Source organism: uncultured Porphyromonas sp. (assembly GCF_938023125.1).
Taxonomy (GTDB): Bacteria; Bacteroidota; Bacteroidia; order Bacteroidales; family Porphyromonadaceae; genus Porphyromonas.
Window position 1 is genome coordinate 186,514 of record NZ_CALHDW010000018.1, and the last position, 16,563, is coordinate 203,076.

Genomic DNA, 16,563 nt, shown 5'->3' on the forward strand with positions numbered 1-16,563 from the left:
TAAAATCTAGGGATTATGCTACTTTTCAACAATAGGGTCTACCAAAGAGGTCGTTCCGGAGCAGAAACCCTCTGCAATTATAGGTTGATAAGAGGGTGATAATCCACTTATAACTCGTGCTAAGTCGCCTTGTTTAGGTCGATTTATTTTGCTAACGGAAAAGAAAAGGGTAGTCTATAATCTATAGATTACCCCCTATTTGTAGAGAAGTTATGAACGGCCTATCGCTCTAAAAAGGAGTAGAGAGCCGGAAGAATATCGCCGAACGTCTGAGGCATGAGGGAGCTGCGATCGGGATGCCAAGGAGTGTCGGCAAGGCGTAGAGTAGCCTTGAGAGCTTCCTCGATTTGATCTAGAGAGAAGGGATCGAAAAGTACTACCCCTCGTGTCCCTTGCAGCATACTGGCAATACCGGTAGCCCTGCTGATGGCACTAGGTAGCCCGATGGTAAGAGCTTCGTTGGCTACCGCACCAAATCTTTCTAGGGTGCTGGCAAGTACAAAAGCATCCGCCATAAGGTAATGGCTATAAAGCTCTTCGCCCTCTTTTCTCCCTGCGAAATGAATCCGTTGCCGGCAAGGAGTTTTCTCCGCTTTGGCGCGTAAGAAGCCTTCTAAAGGACCATCGCCTACGAGTACTAAGTGTACGTCATTTTGCAGCTCAAAGGCACGAGAGAAGGCAGAAATAAGGCTGTCTAGATTTTTTTCCGGCGAGAGTCTCCCTACGTAGAGTAGTATTTTGTCGGAGGGGTGATGGGTATAATGGTTACGAAGCGCAGCTGCATTGGGGTAGAGCGGCGGCAATATCTCTCGGATCATTTCTTCCTCTTGTAGGATAGGCAAGGTGTGGTAGCGGTGCCCCTTTCCAAACTTGTGAGAATATACCTCTTGAGCCCTCCGGTCACACAGTATCACCCCATCGAGCATACCGCTCTCGAGGATAATCTCTTTTAGGTTGAGTTGCTTTCTTACGGTCTCTTGGGCAAGGGAATAACTATCGTCTACCATGGAGACGATGCGACTATGGGGAGAAGCTATATAGCGAGCGGCAAGAGCGAGTAGGGTAGTGAGGTTAATTTCGCTGGTGAGAACAAGGTCGTATCGCCCCCGAGCTACGAGCTTAAAAATATCCCATCGCAGGTTTTTTATTCCGGCCACTCCGGGGGATAGGTATTTATAGGGAAAGCGAACTCGCGACTTTAGTAGGCTTTGATTGAAACGATGATTCTCGGCCTCTTTTTCTTCGAAGTAGATGTCGCACCCATAGCGAGAGTAGAGAGCATTGAAAAGATCTATGCGGTAGGGAGTGAGTGCGCGATGGATGATAAGGGTTCTGAGGTTCCTCCCAGATGGTTCTGTTTTCATACGAATCTACTTTCTTTATCCGAGACAAAAATACGAACATAAAGGCGAACCTCCATACCCTCCACCAATCGAACATAATAAGGTTTCCAATTTCAAGATTTTCTGATGGGAGGTACAATACGGATTCAAATTCGAGAAAATTGAGCCCTTTGACAACCTTCTATTCTCATATTAAATCGTTGATTACAAATAGAATATATATCGTAAACTCCCCTTTCTCCTCTCCACCAATCTAGGATCTTAAGCTCTAAAAATCTGGAAAATATAGCCTAGCATGCAAAAAGGGGTACCCAAATAGACTTTGAGCACCCCTCTTCTTAACTTAGGACTTATCCTTGGAATATTAGTCAATGATGTCGGGACCATCCATAGGAACGAAGTTCATAGTCGCAAAGATGCGCTTGCGTCCATCTTTCATTTTGATCGTCCACTGACCCAAAGTAAACTTATTGCCCTTTTCAGTATGGCTGTAGAGGTTTATCTTTTTATCCCCTGTTTTGGAGATTGTATAGCCCAATCCCTTAGCATAAGTATCGAAAGTAGCCATGATACCAAAGCCTTCTCCTGCCGGTTTGATGATGTAGTTGGCGGGAGTTACCTGTAAGAGAACTTTTAGGAGCTTACCTTCTTTCATTAGGTAGCGAGCTATAAACATCTCTTCGTATTCGTCTCCGAGTTTTTGTGAGCCATAGATAATTTCTGTTCTTCCAAGTTTGTCAGTTCTCTGTTCGAGGTATTTACGGCCGGCTTGTTCTTCAAATTTTTTGATGGCGTCTTCCGAAGCATTCCAGTCGAGCAAGGGGAAGGGAAGAGTTTCGAAAGTGGGTTCTTTTAGATTAAAGCCGAGGAAGGTACCAACTCCGGGATATTCCGAATAGATAAATCCGGTAACTATTTTGTACTTATCCGTCATGAGGTTCATGAATTTGGGCGTCCAGTCATTGCTTCCATAGGTGAATCCATTTTTCTCCAAGAAGCTCTTCAACTCTTCGCTTTGAGCTACTTCGGGAGTCAAATCGATCTGGATAGCTTGCCCTAGAATATACTTAATCACAGGCATTTTCTTGCTCTTGGTACTAAAAGAGTAGTACTGCATGTTTTCGTCTTTTTCCAGAGGAGTATTGCCACGAGCTACCTCAAAGGCAATGAGCTCTTCGGCAGAATCGAACCAACGTAGGTAGGGCAACATAAAGTCGCCTTGTACCTCTTGATTTCCATTCTCGGTTACAGTGATGGTTGCTTCGGCTTGCTTGCCGTTGTAAGTTGCCTTAAGAATGCTCTTTCCTGCCTTGAGAGCGGTGATTTTACCCTCCTTGGAGATGGATATGATGCCCTCGGGTACCGTGGTAAAGGTAGCTTGGGTAGTTACCTCTTTTGTACCGGACAATACTTTGATGGTAAGTGTTTCGCCCATCTTGATAGAGGCTTCTTTGGGTGTAATGGAGAGTGTCTCTTTTACGATCGGTGGTTGAGGTTTGTTACCGTTATCACAGCTTTGGAAGCCCATGAACCCCACAACTGCTAGTAGTAGTGAGGCTAGATAGTTAATGCTTTTTTGTTTCATTTTCTTCTCTGTTAGTTTGTTTATCTATCTGGTATAGCTCTTGAGCGATCAGATAATGATGGCTTTGGTTTGCTATCCTACTCGCAAAGATATGCGTATTTGTGCTTCAATGTATCACTTATTGGGCGATATTTGCAATATTTCGGAATAGAAACTTCCGAATTCATGCTCCATATATCTTTGATATCATCACGAGAAGTACTACTTTTGTTTATCGGAAACAAGTAGATATAGTGCGGAGATTGTGTCGCCTAGAGATATGGGAGCATGAATATAATAGAGCAAATAGTTCAGCCGATTGCGGATTATCGTTTGGCCTTCGAGGAGGAGTATGCCCGAGCCTTTGTTGCCGAAAGTCCTATCGTTGCTCAGTCTATAGAGAAGATCACAGCAACCCGGGGTAAGCATATTCGCCCTATCCTGATGGGCCTCCTTGTCTCATTACAAGGCAAGGTGCCCAGCCAGCGTACAGTCTCGTGTGCCGTACTTATCGAGATGCTCCATATGGCAAGTTTGATCCACGACGACGTGATCGATCAAGCACCCTTGAGGCGGGGCCAACCTACCCTCAATGCCTTTTACGACAACCATTCCGCTGTATTGGTGGGCGACTATATCCTCTCCATAGCTTTTTTGCGTGCGGCAGAGATTGGTGGCTCCAGCCTGATACGCACCGTGGCCAACCTTGGGAAGCACCTCTCAGAAGGAGAACTGTTGCAGATACAAGTGGCTACAGATTGCATCATAGACGAAGAGAATTACTTCTCTATCATAGAAAAGAAAACGGCAACCCTCTTCGAAGCTTGCGCCGCCTTGGGTATGTATAGTGTAGATGCTGAGGCCGAAGAGCTACTGAAGGTGATGCAGTTAGGTAGGCATCTTGGGATTGCTTTTCAACTCCGAGACGATATCTTTGATTATACAATGGAGGCAGAGGTGGGTAAGCCCGTGGGCAACGACCTTAAAGAGGGTAAGATAACGCTCCCACTCATATATATCTATAAACAAGCTGATTGCGACCAAAAAGAGCGAATAAAGAGCCTACTCGAGAGGGTGGAAAGCGACGAAAAAGCCATTGCAGAGTTGCTCCGGATGGCACACCAATTCGGAGGGGTTGCCTATGCCCAAAAGAGGCTGGAAGAGGAGCTCTCGAAGGCCTTAGATATTCTGAGAAGTTTTCCCAATTCTCCGGCTAATCAGTCCCTTGTTTTGCTTGCAGAATACCTCGGCAAGCGCACCTATTAAGTCTTTCCGAAACCATAAAAGAGAGTAGGGTAGGGGAGTGCCAAAGGTATTTTTCCCTTCTTTATCAGATAGATATCATCTTCCCAAACGAGCATTCTATGGCTTCTTTATACCTTTGTGGGAAGAAATATAGGACTACACTATGAATCGCGAAGAGTATGATGTAATTGTGGTCGGTGCCGGGCATGCCGGTTGCGAGGCTGCTGCCGCTGCTGCTACAATGGGCTCACGTGTGCTACTTATCACGCACGACATGAATAAGATAGCCCAGCTAAGTTGCAACCCGGCTATGGGCGGAATTGCCAAAGGGCAAATAGTACGAGAGGTGGATGCCCTTGGGGGATGGTCCGGATGGATCTCCGACGCTTCTTCCATACAATTTCGCATGCTCAATAGAAGCAAAGGCCCTGCCATGTGGAGCCCTCGTGCCCAAATCGATCGTATGCGTTTTATGGAGCACTGGAGAGAAACGCTCGACACAATTCCTAATCTTCACATCTGGCAAGATGGTGTAGCAGAGCTACTCGTAAAAAACGGGAGAGTAATTGGGGTTAAAACCTTGTTGCTCAAAGAGTTCTACTCTTACTCTGTAGTGCTCACTGTAGGCACCTTTTTGGGAGGAATGATGCACTTTGGGCGTACCATGATACCGGGCGGGCGCATCAGTGAACCCGCTTCGTATGGACTCACCGAGCAGCTGAGGGACTTAGGGTGCCGTACCGACAGAATGAAGACGGGTACCCCGGCTCGCATCGATGGACGCAGCGTAGACTGGTCCCTCACTACAGAGCAAAAGGGCGACGAAGGCGACTTCCATCACTTTTCCTACTGCACGGAGGGTGCGAATACCCTGCGTCAATTGCCTTGTCATATTCTCTACACTTCGCCCGAATGCCACGAGATACTTCGCGCCTCGCTCGCCGATTCTCCCCTCTACAATGGTCAGATACAAAGTATTGGCCCACGATATTGCCCAAGTATAGAGACTAAGATCGTAACCTTTGCCGATAAGGAACAGCACCAGCTTTTCCTTGAGCCCGAGGGCGAAAACACCAACGAATACTACCTCAATGGCTTCTCTTCGAGCCTTCCTCTGGAGGTGCAATTGGCGGCGCTACGTACCCTCCCGGCCCTAAGCAATGTGCGTATTTATCGCCCCGGTTATGCCATAGAATACGATTTCTTTGACCCTACACAGCTCTATCCAACTCTGGCACATAAGCTCCTTGGGGGGCTATATATGGCAGGCCAAATCAATGGTACTACGGGCTATGAAGAGGCTGCCGGTCAGGGTATTTTGGCCGGGATAAATGCCCACAACGACGTCCACGGCTTAGGCGATTTTGTACTACAACGCAGTGAGGCCTATATAGGAGTATTGATAGACGACCTCGTAACAAAAGGAGTAGATGAGCCCTATAGAATGTTTACTTCGAGGGCCGAATTCCGTACCCTCTTACGTCAAGATAATGCGGACGATCGCCTTACGCCCTATGCCATGAAGCTGGGATTAGCCTCCGAATTGAGAAGAAATCGCTTTACCTATAAGGCGCAAATGATTGAAGAAGTGAAGGCCTTTATGGCTCAATATTCGGTTCGTCCCGAGAGAGTTAATAGCCTTCTGGAGCAGCAGGGAGAGCAGCCCTTAAAACATGCAATTCGCCTTCGGGAGTTATTGCTTCGCCCCAGATTGACCCTCGATCTTTTGCTAGAGGTCTTGCCACAATTCCGTGAGTTTGTAGAGAAGATAGCCTCACAGCGCGAGGAGATCTTAGAGCGTGTGGAGATTGATGTCAAGTACGCCGGTTATATAGAGCGGGAGAAACAGCAAGCGGATAGAGCCATGCGCCTCGAGAGTATTACGCTGGGGAACCGATTCGACTACCTCACGCTGGAGCAGCTCTCCACCGAAGCCCGACAGAAACTCGACCGCATCCGCCCCGAAACGATAGGCCAGGCAGCACGTATTCCCGGGGTGTCGCCTCACGATATTAGCGTGCTTTTAGTGCTCTGTGGTAGGTAATTAGCTGCGTTTTGTTCCACGTGAAACAAAAGAACCGCCCCTAAGATTTATGACGCTCGAGGAGATAAAAAAGATCCTTCCCACCCTTCCGCTTTCCCCGGGTTGCTACCAATACTACAACGCCGAGGGGGAGATTATCTATGTGGGTAAGGCAAAGAATCTAAGGCGGAGGGTGAGTAGCTACTTCCAGAAGGAGCACGCCGATCGAAAAACACGCCAGTTGGTTGCCCAGATTGTAGATGTAAAATACATTGTTGTAGCAAGCGAGAGTGATGCTCTTCTGCTCGAAAACAATCTGATCAAGACCTATCAACCCAAGTACAACATACTCCTCAAAGACGATAAGAGTTACCCAAGTATTGTGGTAACAAGAGAGCCCTTCCCTCGGATATTCGTAACCCGCACCATTGACCCCTCTTGGGGCGATTATTACGGACCCTACACCAGTGTGGCTATGGCGCATGGCATGGTGGGGATTATACGAGAGATGTACAAAGTGCGTACTTGTAGGCATCACTTTACCCAGGAGGCAATAGAGAGGGGTAAGTACGCTCGCTGCCTTCAGTATCATATTAAGCGCTGCGAAGCGCCCTGCGAGGGTCTCGTGTCGAGAGAAGAGTACCTCAATAATATTGCCGCTGCGGTGGAGTTGCTAAAGGGAAATCTACGGCAGGTGATACAGCAAACAACCAGCCGGATGCTCGCTCTTAGCGAGGAGCTTCGTTACGAAGAGGCGGGACAAGAAAAGACCCGCCTTGAGATGCTGCAAGCGTATAGTACAAAACATATCGTAGCCCCCGAGACGCGCCACGATATTGACGTCTTCTCCTACGAGGAGGAGGGAGCTATGGCCTACGTCAATATGATGCAGGTGCATGAGGGCGCTATCGTGAGAGCCCTTACGGTGGAGTATAAAAAAGCAATAGACGAGGAGGCTGAGGAGATTTTTGCCACCGCCATCACAGAGTTGCGAGGCCGTTACGAAAGCAAAGCAAAGGAGGTGATCTTGCCCTATTCCTTAGGTTGGGACTCTTTGGGCCAATTCTCCGTTACTATTCCGAAGCAAGGCGAGAAGAAGAAGCTTTTGGAGCTATCCTTAGATAACGTGAAGCGGTATAAACTGGATCAACTAAAGCGTGCCGAAAAACTGAATCCGGAGCAGCGTGTACAGCGTCTGATGAATAAGATGATGCAAGATTTGCACTTGCCTGTGGCACCACGACATATTGAGTGTTTCGACAATTCCAATCTACAGGGAACAGCTCCAGTGGCTGCATGTGTGGTCTTTCGCAACGGAAAACCCTACAAGAAAGAGTATAGAAAGTTTCACGTGAAAACTGTAGAAGGAGCCGACGATTTGGCCTCTATGCGGGAGATTGTAGAGCGCCGCTATCGCCGTTTGCAAGAGGAGGAACTTCCTTTGCCGCAGTTGATCGTAATCGATGGAGCGCGAGGGCAATTAGAGGCTGCGGTGGAAACTCTTTCTGCCATGGGGATAGGAGCACCCGACACTACCATAATCGGTTTGGCAGAGCGCATGGAAGAGATTTATTTCCCGGGTGAGGAGAATCCTCTTTTTCTCTCTCGAGATAGCGAAACGCTCCGTACACTTATGCATATTCGAGACGAAGCTCACCGATTTGGTATAACCTTCCATCGTGCGGTTCGGAGCAAGAATCAGATTCATTCGGCACTCGATGATATAGAGGGGGTTGGAAAGCAAACCAAGGAGGCATTGCTCCGGCATTTTAAGAGTGTAAGGCGGATTAAATCGGCTACTCTGGCCGATCTGGAGTCTCTTATTGGAAAGAAACGAGGGGCAATTGTGTACAAAGCACTGCATCCCACAGACGAGAAATCATAGATACGAGTATATAAATGAGAGTTGTAATACAGCGGGTACGGTATGCCCGCCTCTCTGTTGGAGGAGAGCTTATCAGCCAAATATCCCAAGGTTTGATGGTATTGGTCGGTATTGCGGAGGAGGATGGTCGCGAAGAAATTAGCTACCTTTGTAAGAAGCTGGCCGCCCTGCGCATCTTTGATGATGAGGAGGGGGTAATGAATAGATCCGTGGTAGATATAGACGGAGAGGTGATGCTTGTAAGCCAATTCACCCTAATGGCTAGCACAAAGAAGGGGAATAGACCTAGCTATATACATGCTGCACGCCCTGAGATCAGTCGCCCTTTGTACGACGAGTTTTGCTTCGCTTTGGAGGAGCTACTCGGTAAAAAAGTGGCACGAGGATGCTTCGGGGCCGATATGCAAATCGAGCTACTCAACGATGGTCCAGTGACCATCACGATAGATACGGCTAGGGATCGATAGGAGAGAGCTATGACTATAAACGAATGGCAAAAATCCGTGGATGAATGGATTCATACCTACGGGGTGCGCTACTTCGATGAGCTAACGAATATGGCAATTCTCGCCGAAGAGACGGGAGAAGTGGCTCGTATCATGGCTCGCCGCTACGGAGAGCAAAGCCTGAAGGAGGGTGCTACCCTCGGAGATTTGGGCGACGAATTGGCCGATCTTATATGGGTAGCAACCTGCATTGCCAACCAAACCGGCATCGACCTTGAGGCGGCTCTGCATGCTAATCTGGAGAAAAAGACGCAGCGCGATAGGGAGCGGCATCGACAGAATCCTCGCCTTCAGAGCCCTGACGACAGCTCTTTTTCTCCCTCGAATCACGCGCAATCAGAAGACAATAAATAACTCGAATTAAGATGGAACTACAAGGAAAAATCCAAGAGACTTTTGAGCATTTTACTCCGGCATCTTCCCCCGAAGAGATCGACAAGATCGTTGAGGGGATTATTGCTCGTCGCTATAAAACTGCTTACTCGGCAGATACTCTTCGCTTTTTATTCAGCACCATAGACCTTACAACTCTGGCCGGGGCGGATACCAAAGAGAGTGTACAAAAGCTTGTAGAGACGGTAAATCACACGGCTTCTCACCCCGAGGAGGGGCTTCCCAACGTGGCTGCGGTCTGTGTATATCCCCTACAAGTGCCTGTTGTAAAGGAGTTTATGAAGGCAGACGGGGTGCGTATTGCTGCTGTAAGTGGAGGCTTTCCGGCATCACAAACTTTCCTAGAGATTAAGTTGGCAGAGACGGCTCTTACTGTGGCTGCCGGTGCTGATGAGATAGATATTGTGCTGAATCTCAATCACTTCCTTCCGGGTAACTATTCGGCTGTAGTGGAGGAGATAGAGGAACAGAAGGCGGCATGTCGCTCGGCGCACCTCAAGGTGATATTGGAGACGGGGCTTCTCAAAGATCCTGAGCTGGTACGTAAGGCTTCCATTCTCTCGCTCTACTCCGGTGCCGATTTCATCAAGACCTCCACCGGCAAAGAGTATCCCGGAGCCGATCTTCGTGCTGCCTATACGATGTGTTGTGCCCTTCGTGACTACCACAAACAGACCGGCCTCTTGCGAGGGGTTAAGTTCTCCGGCGGGATCCGTACGGCGGAAGAGGCCGTCAAGTACTACTGCATTGTAGAGGAGGTCTTGGGGGCTGAGTGGAAGACCAATAAGCTATTCCGCATAGGGGCAAGTAGCTTGGCCGGTAACCTCATAAAGGCTATTGCGGAGTGTAAGTAGCCATCTGGGGTTGGAGTAGTAGATTAAATTTTGTAGCCGCCTCCGGATGCCGCTTTAATTGTTCGTGGCGAGAAGGTTTCCACACCTCCGCTTCGCTATTTAGAATTTGGAATGCTCCTCTTTTTAGAAATGAATCTAAAAGGAGGAGCTTTTTTGTCTAGAATATGTATTTTTGTGGCAAATTGTAAATTACTAATTAGAGTTCTATGAAGACGAAAGCTATGCTGAGACAAATTTTGTCTGGGTGCCTTTTGGCGTTTGGCATCAGTTCTATGTATGCTCAAACAAGTGTAGAAACCACTGCCGGCAAGCTCAAAGAGCAGCTCACCGGTAAGGATGTAAAGCAACTCATCCTTAGTGGAGAAATGAATGCAAACGACTTTGCTTTTCTTCGCGATTTGCAGGGGGTAGAGGTGCTCGACCTTTCCGGGATAGAGATTGTGCCGGGGGGAAGTTATACACCTATGTACGACAAAATAGAGACCCGACCGAGGGTAATGCCCGGCTTTTGGCTTTTCCAATCAGAGCTCGCAAAGTCGCTTAAAGAGATCACTCTGCCCGAGACGGTAAAGGTGATATCCTTGCGTTCGCTCCAAGATGGGGAGCTATTGACCAAGATCACGTTGCCTGCGGAGCTCGATAGTATTCACGAGATGGCTTTTGGCTATTGTACGGCATTAGAGGAGATCACAATACCTGAGAGTGTAAAGAGCATTGGGGCGTCGGCCTTCGAGCATTGTAGTGCATTGGAAGAGATCGAGCTACCCGAGAATCTCTCCTTCTTAGGGCCGTTTGCCTTCAGTGGGTGTGCCTCTCTCAAGCGTATGAATTTGCCGGAGGGGATCCACAAGTTGGGGAGCGGTCTATTTAAGGGATGCTCTACGCTAGAGAATGTAGAGATGAGTAAGGAGGTGTACTCTATCGGATCTTTTTGTTTCGAGAAGTGTGTAGGCCTTACGGAGGTGGACCTTCCTTATATGCTCGATACGCTTGGGCATAGTGCTTTTGAGGGGTGTACAAATCTTGCAAAAGTACGTTTCTACAACGAGGGGCTCGACTCTATTCCCAGCAATCTCTTCAAGGAGTGTAGTGCCCTCTCCGAGGTTAATATTCCCTCGAATGTGTACTATATCGGACCGTTTGCTTTTAGTGGATGTACTTCGCTTGCCAGCGTGGTATTGCCGGCATCGCTTGAGGTGATTATGGGAGGGGCCTTTGCTCGTACTGCCCTCGAAGCGGCTATGGTTCCCTCCAAGGTGCGTACCATTGCCTATGGGGCTTTTGCGCGTTGCGAAAATCTAAAGGTGGCCACGTTGCCTTCTGCTCTTGAGGAGCTGGGAGAGGTGGCCTTTGCCGGTTGTGAAAAACTTTCTCTTGTTTATGCCGATATGCCTACGCCCTTGCCGCTTGATAAGGCTAAGGGGTTGGAGTCTTTTAGGGGGTATAATAGTGATCAAGAATTCTATCTACATGTGCCGGAGGCGAGCCTCGAAGCCTATAAGGCGGCTCCCGGTTGGAAGGAGATTAAAGGCCTGACGGGAGCTGCTCAGCAGCACTTTGTCTTGTCGGATACGAAGCGTCTTCTCGACTATGTTGCCCTCCGTGAGGAGGGGCAGAGTCTTGCAGACTATCTTGCAAACCTAGGGGATAAGGTTTCTCAGTTTGCGCTCAAGGATGTGAAGATCTCCGGGCGTTGGAAAGAAGAGGATGCCAAGGCAGCTCTTGAGATTTTCCCATCGATAACCCAGTCGGTAGACTTTAGCGAGCTGGAGGATCCCGACAATCTGCTCCCGGGTTTCTCTTGGAAGGATTGTCGAGCTCTCGTCTCTCTCAAGTTGCCTAAGAGTGTTACGGAGATCCATGCGGAGCAATTCTCGGGATGTAAGTCCCTCAAGAGCCTTTCGATGCCGAGCCTCGAAAAAATTGCCGAAGATGCCTTCTCCGGCTGTCAAGCTCTGGAGACCTTGCCATCGCTAGAGGGGCTCAAGGAGTTGGAGAGCCGTGCTTTCTTTGGATGTGCTTCGCTCAAGGAGGTACAGCTCCCCAAGGCCATTGTATTTGTTCCGGCCTATGTTTTTGCTAATTGTACGAAGCTCTCTAAGATTACTTTGGGAGCTGAGACTACGGATATTGATGAGTGGGCATTTTTCAATTGTCGAGCTCTTACCTCTCTGACCTTACCTGCTACTACCTCCGAGATCAAGGAGCGTGCATTCTATGGCTGTACTCATCTCGAGCGCCTTGTAGTTGAGGCGCTCACGCCTCCCGACCTTGGTGATAATGTATTCTCACCATGGCACTTCCAAAATACCGAGTTGCGACTTATGAGCGAAGAGGCAAGGGCTGAGTACAAAGAGGCTGAGGGTTGGCGCGAGTTCCAAAAGGTTTCGGTTTGGGACTCTACGGAGATCATGAATATGCCGCAAGGTAATGCCTATGGGCTAGAGGGGGCTATCGTATTGCAGAGTGCCACCAAGGAGCCTGCCGCTGTCTACTCGCTCTCCGGAGCATGTGTGGCTCGCCTGGCTGAGGTGCAGGGCGCAGTGCGTTTGGCCGTAGCCGAAGGGCTTTACATTGTGCGCCTTGGTGCATCATCGTTTAAGGTTGTAGTTCGCTAGTTTTAGCGGTAAATAATGGTTATCTGAGGATGTCTTCTTGCGGTTTCTCCCTGTTGTGGAGATCGGGGGGAGGCATCTTCCTTTTTGTTTGATCTATGGTACGGAAACATTTACTTCTTCCAATTTTCATTGGAGTTTTAGCCCTTTCGTCCCTCTCTCTAGGGGCACAATCCATTCCGGAGGCTGAGCGAGCTGCTCTCGTTGCTATCTACAAGGCTACGGGGGGAACTAACTGGCATGATCCCTATCGATGGGACTTGTCCAAAGATGCCTCCACCTGGCAGGGGGTTACCATCAAGGAGGGGCATGTCACGGAGTTGTTCCTCGAAGATGCCGGGCTTGTGGGCAAATTCCCGGGGGAAGAGTTGCTCTCACTGCCACACTTATCCGGCCTTCTTCTTGGCAATAATGGGCTTACGGGGCCTATCCCTAGCGAGATAGGAAAAGTCAAAACCCTCACGCAGCTCCGTTTGGGCAACAATAAGTTTACGGGCGAAGTGCCCGACCTTTCGCAGCTTGTGCTCTTGGAGTTTCTCTTCATCAACGACCTTGCCGTGTCGGGTAGTCTACCTGACATCACTAAGATGCCCGACCTGCTTATTGCCGACTTTTCTAACTGCCAATTCTCGGGCTCCTTGCCCATGGAGATCGGCAATTGTAGCAAGATGCTTTCGTTGGATGTCACCCACAACAAGCTATCCGGCGAGGTGCCCCGGAGCTTTACTCGCTGCATTGCCTTGATGGATCTTTCGCTGCAAGATAATGAGTTCTCAGGGGCTATCCCCGATCTCTCGGGAGCCACCCATTTGGGAGAGAAGAACGAGTTTATTTTTGGGCGTTGCTACTTCAATGACAACCAATTCACGGGTCCCTTCCCCGAGTGGGCTATAAGGCACGCCTCCCTCTCGCGCTTTACTTGTCAGAACAACAAGTTGGAAGGCGAGTTTCCTCAAGACCTTTCGGGGATGGTCCGGCTCGAAGTGCTCTATGCCGGCAATAATAAGTTTACCGGTACAATGCCTGGCATTTTGCCATCGAAAATCGAAGAATTGGATCTGAGTTACAACAAACTCACGGGGCCCATCCCTAATTATTCGGAGGCTCTCGCCTTGAGTTCGCTTTTCCTCCAAGGCAATGAATTGTCGGGCAAGGTGCCTCCCTTCTACAAAAAGGTCAAGGGCTTTGCCAATCTCAATGTGATGCTAAATCGCTTTTCTTTTGCCGACTTTGCCGATTGGAAGAAGTATGCTACGAGCCGGGATGTAATCTTTAGAGTAGGGTTACAAAGGGCCTATCAAGAGAATAAAAAGGTAGAGCTGGCCGCCGGAGATAAGCTCCAACTCGATGCTACCTACCAAGGGAAAGGGTTGATTGGAAACTGCAAATATCAATGGTATCGTACCGATAATCTGGAGCCCATAAAGGGGGCAACGAGCCCGATTCTTACGGTGGAGCATGTATCCGAAGCGGAGGCCTTTAAGCATGTTTGCTTTATTACTACGGACTATTTTGGCGATTGGAAGGAGTATGACCTGCGAGAGGTGGCGACTATGCCTTCCGGCATTTACGATGTTTGGGTAGATGGTAAGAGTTTGGCTAATGGGGAGGTATCTTCAGCCCTGCAGGGGAGTTGCTGTATTTTCCCAACCGAAGTGACTACGGGCTCTGTCTCTCTCTCGGCTCCGGAGGTGGTGGAGTCGTTTTGGCTTTTCGACACAAAAGGGGTACGTATCAGGGCGCAGCGAGAGGGCTTAGATCGGGGTATCGATCTCTCGGGTATCGCTTGTGGCAATTACCTTGCCATGCTGCTTTTGAAGGATGGCTCTTGGGTAAAGCAACTTATCACGCTGCGTTGAGCGGCTTGCCGTTAGAGGTTGATTCTTAAGACTATCTTGCCCAATACTGCGCTCCCTTACCGGCTAAAAAGAAAAAGATTTCTGCCCGAGATTTGGCTGCCTCCAGCCCGAGAAACATTTTTTTCTTGCCCTGTGGCGGAATCTTTTTCACCCTGCCTTTTGGGGGCGTTTCCCACGTAATAAAAGGCCATTTTAGTGCCCTAAAAAAGGGCCCTCCCGGGTTGACTAGGGGTATTATGGAGCAATGATAAAAGAGTATCGCTTGCTCTGTTGGGCTGTAGTGAGCCGGATGGAGACAATATGGGGCGTGTGGGGAGGTAGGCTGTGAAGCTGAGTCTGTTCGCCTTTGAGAAAGATCCGGCACCACGCTTGGGTGGCAGCGCGTCCCAAGATGGCAGCGCGGTACCCTCTGAGTGTGTAGAGGGTGAGAGTGGCATTATTGGCGGGGTCTTGTAGCGCATAGAGTGTAAGTGCGGCTATTTGCTCCGGAGTAAGGGTTTCTCCCTCGCGCTCTTCGATGGGCAAATCGCACTCTACTCGCACGGAGTTGGGTCTACCGGGGGTGGCATTGCCCTGCTCGGGGCGTGCTACATGCCAATTGTCGAGGGTGAGTGCGGGTCGGGTGAATAGGATGCGCTCTAGGGATACCCCTTCGCTCATTTCTCCTCGAGATGCAATTTTGGGCCCGTAGAACATCTCTTCCACAACGGCCGAATCGCAGAGGGAGTAGAGCACGATTTGCCCCTCCCGATTGGGGAGTGCCGGGAACTTTTCGATCTCACTAAGGCTGTCTATTGAGCAGTGGTAGTAGTCGGCAAGGCCTCGCTTCCAGGGGGTGATGGCTCGGTATTCGTTGGGCTGAATCAGATGATTTTCTTCTACTGTGAGGGGGTATAGTTTGCTTCGCCGGCCTTCTGTGCGCACGGCTAGCGCATAGTCTCGAATGTCAATAGGGTGCGTGGTGGGGTTGTATACCTCAACGAACTCCGCTGCGTGGGCCGTAGGGTGGGGGAGTACCTCGCTAAGGAGCAGATGGTCTTGGGGTAGGTGCTCTTCGTCGGGCTTGCCGAGTCCTATGGAGTCGCTAGGGAGGGTTATTTCAAAATCGATCCGCTCCGAGGGGGCGAGAGCGCCATCGAGGTTTTTTATGCCCCGAACAAAAAGACTGTAGTTGCCCGATTTGAATGGCTTTTCCAGATCGAGCGTGATGGTTTTCCCCTTGATGCCGGGGGTAAGGGTGCCACAAGAGGGTTGTAGATCAAACTCTGCGCCCTCTATGCTTACCAGGCTATGCGTTATGAGACGGATGCTTTGAGGGGTAAAATCGAAGTCGGCAAAGATGGACTCTGTGGGGGTTATGGGCGATTCGTTTGCGCTGAGTCGCTCTTGGGCATAGAGGAGCCGGTGAAGCGTAAAGTGCTGTGCGTTTTTGAGCGAGTACCGTAGGGCAATGCCCGAGAAGGAGCCTTGTGCGTAATCTTGTGGGGGAAGACTTGTTGAGTCGCACCCTATGTAGATAAACTTCTGCCGGGGCTCTAGGCTCTTCTTGAGGTAAAGTTGCCATCCCTCCGAGCCCGAGTAAGTGATATGCCAAGCGAGGTGGTGGAGGTTGGCAGAGGTAAATCGGATGGCGTCGTTTGCGTTGGAGGTGATGATAGGTTTGTCTGCATTCTTGTTTTTGTGTACGATCTCGCCCTCTTTTCCGACCGAGAAAATGCCCTCAAAGAGCCCAATACTTCCGCTTTCTTCTCCCGAGAGGTAGGCATAGCGGCAGGTGGTATATCCCTTCTCTTGTGTGGGGGCAGTCAGTGGAGCTATGAGCACAACAAAGGTATTGGCAGAGGTGATGGCAAAGCGAAACGAGATCTCGCCCCGCCACGTATGTATGCCGGATAGTGTGGGGGTGTGGAGGAGGGCCGCCTTGTTGTGAGTCTTCTTGGGTGCGGTGTCGTAGAGCGTAGCCCCTTCCGGGGTGAGGGAAAACTTTGTAAGTGTGCCCTGCCATGGTGGGCAGGATAGCGTAGTCGAATCGGCGAATACAATCTGTTCCTGAGCCTTTATCGGGCCTAGGGTTAGTAAGACGAGCACTAGGGCGAGACAAAGTCTTGCGGTAGATCTTACGGTACGCATCGCTATGAGTGGTATCACTCTCCCTACACTAGGAGATACCTTTGGCACTGATGGTTTCATCTTTAGGGCTTAGATAGGAGATTTTCTTTGCAAATTTAAGCATTTCTTTCTTCTTGTAAGGTCGTGTAGAGCGGCTCGTTTCTACG

The 16,563-nt window shown here is 49.5% G+C and carries 11 protein-coding genes; 8 read left to right on the plus strand and 3 right to left on the minus strand.

Annotated elements, in window-relative coordinates; all coding sequences use genetic code 11:
• Nucleotides 1–221 precede the first annotated feature (221 nt).
• Entirely contained in the window at nucleotides 222–1,364 is a 1,143-nt protein-coding gene (locus Q0090_RS06890) for a glycosyltransferase family 4 protein (protein ID WP_297949107.1), read from the minus strand.
• 343 nt (nucleotides 1,365–1,707) lie between these two features.
• Nucleotides 1,708–2,928, minus strand: a complete 1,221-nt coding sequence (locus Q0090_RS06895; protein WP_297949109.1) for a hypothetical protein — start codon at nucleotides 2,926–2,928, stop codon at nucleotides 1,708–1,710.
• Between the two features lie 267 nt (nucleotides 2,929–3,195).
• On the opposite strand from Q0090_RS06895, the gene Q0090_RS06900 reads away from it, so the two are divergent.
• The 8 genes from Q0090_RS06900 (at nucleotide 3,196) to Q0090_RS06935 (ending at nucleotide 14,287) form a co-directional block, all read left to right on the plus strand.
• Nucleotides 3,196–4,173: a polyprenyl synthetase family protein gene (locus tag Q0090_RS06900; protein ID WP_297949111.1), complete on the plus strand. Its 978-nt coding sequence runs from the start codon at nucleotides 3,196–3,198 to the stop codon at nucleotides 4,171–4,173.
• A 142-nt stretch (nucleotides 4,174–4,315) separates the two neighbouring features.
• Nucleotides 4,316–6,196, plus strand: a complete 1,881-nt coding sequence (gene mnmG, locus Q0090_RS06905; RefSeq protein ID WP_297949113.1) for a tRNA uridine-5-carboxymethylaminomethyl(34) synthesis enzyme MnmG — start codon at nucleotides 4,316–4,318, stop codon at nucleotides 6,194–6,196.
• Between the two features lie 49 nt (nucleotides 6,197–6,245).
• Nucleotides 6,246–8,060, plus strand: coding sequence for an excinuclease ABC subunit UvrC (gene uvrC, locus Q0090_RS06910; protein ID WP_297949116.1), 1,815 nt, complete (start codon nucleotides 6,246–6,248; stop codon nucleotides 8,058–8,060).
• Nucleotides 8,061–8,074: 14 nt separating this feature from the next.
• Nucleotides 8,075–8,527 carry a D-aminoacyl-tRNA deacylase gene (gene dtd, locus Q0090_RS06915; protein ID WP_297949119.1) on the plus strand — a complete coding sequence of 151 codons (453 nt, stop codon included), beginning with the start codon at nucleotides 8,075–8,077 and terminating at the stop codon, nucleotides 8,525–8,527.
• Between the two features lie 9 nt (nucleotides 8,528–8,536).
• Nucleotides 8,537–8,920: a nucleotide pyrophosphohydrolase gene (locus Q0090_RS06920; protein ID WP_297949121.1), complete on the plus strand. Its 384-nt coding sequence runs from the start codon at nucleotides 8,537–8,539 to the stop codon at nucleotides 8,918–8,920.
• A gap of 11 nt (nucleotides 8,921–8,931) precedes the next feature.
• Nucleotides 8,932–9,813 carry a deoxyribose-phosphate aldolase gene (deoC, locus tag Q0090_RS06925; protein ID WP_297949123.1) on the plus strand — a complete coding sequence of 294 codons (882 nt, stop codon included), beginning with the start codon at nucleotides 8,932–8,934 and terminating at the stop codon, nucleotides 9,811–9,813.
• Between the two features lie 206 nt (nucleotides 9,814–10,019).
• A complete protein-coding gene (locus Q0090_RS06930; protein WP_297949125.1) occupies nucleotides 10,020–12,431 on the plus strand; it encodes a leucine-rich repeat domain-containing protein in 2,412 nt (803 codons plus the stop codon).
• Between the two features lie 95 nt (nucleotides 12,432–12,526).
• Nucleotides 12,527–14,287, plus strand: coding sequence for a hypothetical protein (locus Q0090_RS06935; protein ID WP_297949127.1), 1,761 nt, complete (start codon nucleotides 12,527–12,529; stop codon nucleotides 14,285–14,287).
• 234 nt (nucleotides 14,288–14,521) lie between these two features.
• Here Q0090_RS06935 and Q0090_RS06940 read toward each other — a convergent pair whose 3' ends face one another.
• Entirely contained in the window at nucleotides 14,522–16,417 is a 1,896-nt protein-coding gene (locus tag Q0090_RS06940; protein WP_297949129.1) for a lamin tail domain-containing protein, read from the minus strand.
• Nucleotides 16,418–16,563: the final 146 nt, after the last annotated feature.

Excerpts from the sequence above, each read along its gene's own strand:
- Q0090_RS06890 (WP_297949107.1), bottom strand. The coding sequence starts at position 1,364 with ATGAAAACAGAACCATCTGGGAGGAACCTCAGAACCCTTATCATCCAT.
- Q0090_RS06895 (WP_297949109.1), bottom strand. The coding sequence starts at position 2,928 with ATGAAACAAAAAAGCATTAACTATCTAGCCTCACTACTACTAGCAGTT.
- Q0090_RS06900 (WP_297949111.1), top strand. The coding sequence starts at position 3,196 with ATGAATATAATAGAGCAAATAGTTCAGCCGATTGCGGATTATCGTTTG.
- mnmG (WP_297949113.1), top strand. The coding sequence starts at position 4,316 with ATGAATCGCGAAGAGTATGATGTAATTGTGGTCGGTGCCGGGCATGCC.
- uvrC (WP_297949116.1), top strand. The coding sequence starts at position 6,246 with ATGACGCTCGAGGAGATAAAAAAGATCCTTCCCACCCTTCCGCTTTCC.
- dtd (WP_297949119.1), top strand. The coding sequence starts at position 8,075 with ATGAGAGTTGTAATACAGCGGGTACGGTATGCCCGCCTCTCTGTTGGA.
- Q0090_RS06920 (WP_297949121.1), top strand. The coding sequence starts at position 8,537 with ATGACTATAAACGAATGGCAAAAATCCGTGGATGAATGGATTCATACC.
- deoC (WP_297949123.1), top strand. The coding sequence starts at position 8,932 with ATGGAACTACAAGGAAAAATCCAAGAGACTTTTGAGCATTTTACTCCG.
- Q0090_RS06930 (WP_297949125.1), top strand. The coding sequence starts at position 10,020 with ATGAAGACGAAAGCTATGCTGAGACAAATTTTGTCTGGGTGCCTTTTG.
- Q0090_RS06935 (WP_297949127.1), top strand. The coding sequence starts at position 12,527 with ATGGTACGGAAACATTTACTTCTTCCAATTTTCATTGGAGTTTTAGCC.
- Q0090_RS06940 (WP_297949129.1), bottom strand. The coding sequence starts at position 16,417 with ATGCGTACCGTAAGATCTACCGCAAGACTTTGTCTCGCCCTAGTGCTC.